Annotated in this window: 3 protein-coding genes; all 3 read left to right on the top strand. The window is 51.6% G+C overall.

What is annotated here, in order from left to right; genetic code table 11:
* On the top strand, positions 1–433 hold a 433-nt coding region (locus tag JX312_RS11540), incomplete at its 5' end, for an orotate phosphoribosyltransferase (RefSeq protein ID WP_204458088.1).
* 19 nt (positions 434–452) lie between these two features.
* On the top strand, positions 453–1,544 hold the full coding sequence (pyrB, locus tag JX312_RS11535; protein ID WP_204458087.1) for an aspartate carbamoyltransferase: 1,092 nt from the start codon (positions 453–455) through the stop codon (positions 1,542–1,544).
* A 219-nt stretch (positions 1,545–1,763) separates the two neighbouring features.
* Positions 1,764–2,828, top strand: coding sequence for a glycerol-3-phosphate dehydrogenase (locus JX312_RS11530; RefSeq protein WP_123403132.1), 1,065 nt, complete (start codon positions 1,764–1,766; stop codon positions 2,826–2,828).
* Positions 2,829–2,933 lie beyond the last annotated feature (105 nt).

The following is a 2,933-nucleotide window of genomic DNA, read 5'->3' as shown; positions in this document are numbered from 1 at the left end:
GGCTCTGATGGGCACGTCTACCGCCGGCATCGCGCATGCGGCTATAGCGGCGTGGATTCTTGGCAAACCGATGGGATATGTGCGCGGAAGTGCGAAAGACCATGGCAGAAACAACCGCATAGAAGGTCGTCTCGAACCGGGTGCGAAGGTGGTGGTCATTGAAGACCTCATTTCTACCGCCGGAAGCTGCATAGACGTTGTGGAGGCATTGCGCGAGGCGGGTGCCGAAGTGCTCGGTGTGGTATCTATCTTTACTTATGGCATGAAGAAGGGTCTTGACCGTCTGGAGGCTGCAGGTGTGAGAAATATCTCTCTTTCCAATCTTGATGCCCTTCTGGAGGTTGCCGTCGAAGAGAATTACGTATCGGCGGACGCCAAGGATGCCATAAAGAAATTCCGTGACAATCCTTCCGATGAATCCTGGATGAAATGATATAAAATTTATACACGATATGCGACATCTGATAGACCCTACGGATCTGACGCGCAAGGAGACAGAGGAAATCGTTGACCTTGCCCTCGACATCATTGCCAACCGTCCTGCGTATGCGGAAGCATGCAAAGGGAAAAAACTGGCGACACTCTTTTATGAACCCTCAACGCGCACACGCCTCAGCTTCACGGCTGCAATGATGGAACTCGGTGGCAACGTGCTCGGCTTTTCCGACGCGCAGAACACATCGGTCAGCAAGGGGGAGACTGTGGCAGACACATCGAAAGTGATAAGCTGCTTCGCCGACATCATCGCGATGCGCCATTTCGAGGAGGGCGCGGCATATGTCGCCGCCATGAACGCGAGCGTTCCGGTGATCAACGCCGGTGACGGCTCACACGCCCATCCTACCCAGACACTTACCGACCTGCTGACAATCAAGCGCGAGATAGGTCGTCTTGATGACATTACCATCGGTTTCTGCGGTGACCTCAGATTCGGTCGCACCGTGCATTCCCTTATCAAGGCGCTTTCCCGCCATTCGGGTGTGAAGGTTGTCCTTATCGCTCCCGATCAGTTGCGCCTTCCGGATTATATGAAACATGAGGTGTGCGACAAACATGGCGTAGACTACAGGGAAGTATCCTCGATGGAAGAGGTAATGCCTGAACTTGACGTGCTTTATATGACCCGCGTGCAGAAGGAGCGTTTTCTTGATGAAGATGAATATGATCGTCTGAAAGACAGTTTTATCCTTACTGCCGACAAATTGAAGACCGCACGTCCCGAATTGCGCGTGCTTCACCCGCTGCCTCGTGTCAACGAAATCTCGGTTGACGTTGATTCCGACCCGCGCGCCGCTTATTTCCGTCAGGTTGAGAACGGCAAGTTTGTGCGCATGGCGTTGATTCTCACACTCCTCAAATGGGCTGGCGAGGAACATGTAGCATGTCCTCCGGCACTTCCCGAAGGCACTCTCCGCAATCAGCACGTATGCTCCAACAACCGTTGCATTTCCAATATGGAGAAGGTCGATTCCCTTTTCCGCCCCTGCGACGACGGCGTTGCCCCGGTACGTTGCGTATATTGCGAATCCAAACCCCGCAAATAATCCCGGTCTTGACCGGAGGATTGTCTTTTTGACCGGATTATGTTTTAGACAGGAGGACATCAGAAACAGGAGTATAAAAAATGCCCTGTTTCTACTGTCCTCCTGTCTAAAATCTGTACTTTCTTTTGATTTAATGAAATAAAACATTAAATTTGCAATCCATAACTTCAGCAACGATATTTCAATACTATATTCTAATAAACTAATTTTCATAACAAAATGAGAAAGATTACAATCATTGGCGCCGGCATGATGGGTTCTGCCCTCGCCTTCCCCGCGGCAGAAAATGGAAACGAAGTGCATATCGTGGGCACATGCCTCGATGACGAGATCATCGACGGATATATCAAAACAGGCAAACACGAGAAATTCTGCCGTCCATTCCCTGAAAATGTCAAATTCCACTACTTCAAAGACTGGGAGGAAGTGGTTAAAGGTTCCGATTTCGTGATAGGCGGAGTCAGCTCTTTCGGCGTGGACTGGTTTCTCGAAGAAATTCTGACAAAGCTTGATCCCGCGATTCCTGTGCTTTCAGTTACCAAGGGACTGCGTGCCACAGAAGACGGCTCGCTCCTCTCCTATCCTGGCTACTGGATCAGCGAACTCGCCAAACGCGGCATCCATCGCGACGTATGTGCCGTGGGCGGTCCTTGTACCAGCTATGAACTCGTGTTCATGGATCCCACGGAAGTCGGTTTCTGCGGTAAGGACAACAAGGCTCTGCGCATGATGAAGGAAGCCATGCAGCGTCCATATTATCATATCTCCCTTACAAACGATGTCATCGGTCTTGAAAGTGCCGTGGCGCTCAAGAACGCGTTCGCCATGGCTGTGACCCTGGCTGTCGGGCTCAATACGCGCTGGCACGGAGAAGACGAACCGCAGCATTACAACTCGCAGGCAGGCACCTTCTCGCAGGCGGTAAGGGAAACCCACGCCCTCATGCAGCTTCAGGGAGGCACGTTCGAGAGTGAATGCATCGGTCTGGGCGACCTCTACGTCACGATATTCAGCGGGCGCACACGCCGCTGCGGCGTATTGATGGGTCAGGGACTCGACTATGACCAGGTTACGGAAGCCCTTGCCGGCATCACGCTCGAAAGTCTCGTGATTACCCGCATCATGGGTCAGGCAATACGTCGCAAGGCTGAGCTGGGTCTTGTAGATCTCAAGGATTTCCCCTTGCTCATGCACATAGTCGACATTCTCGACAAAGGGAAAGCCGATGCCGACATGCCATGGGAAGCCTTCACATACGAGGCGCTCTCCCCTGCCAACGACTGACGAACCGTTGAGTTTTTTGGAATGGAGCCTAAGAAACTGTTTAAATTTAATTCGAAATTTTTTATATAGTGAATCTTGTGGCTTCCTTGAGGTCTTTTATGGTTG

The organism is Barnesiella sp. CU968, from assembly GCF_905219685.1.
Lineage (GTDB): Bacteria > Bacteroidota > Bacteroidia > Bacteroidales > Muribaculaceae > Lepagella > Lepagella muris_A.
Note: the sequence above shows the minus strand (reverse complement) of the source record. Positions and strands in the feature narration are given on the sequence as shown.

Coding starts and splice junctions, on each gene's coding strand:
- pyrB (WP_204458087.1), top strand. CDS start 453: ATGCGACATCTGATAGACCCTACGGATCTGACGCGCAAGGAGACAGAG.
- JX312_RS11530 (WP_123403132.1), top strand. CDS start 1,764: ATGAGAAAGATTACAATCATTGGCGCCGGCATGATGGGTTCTGCCCTC.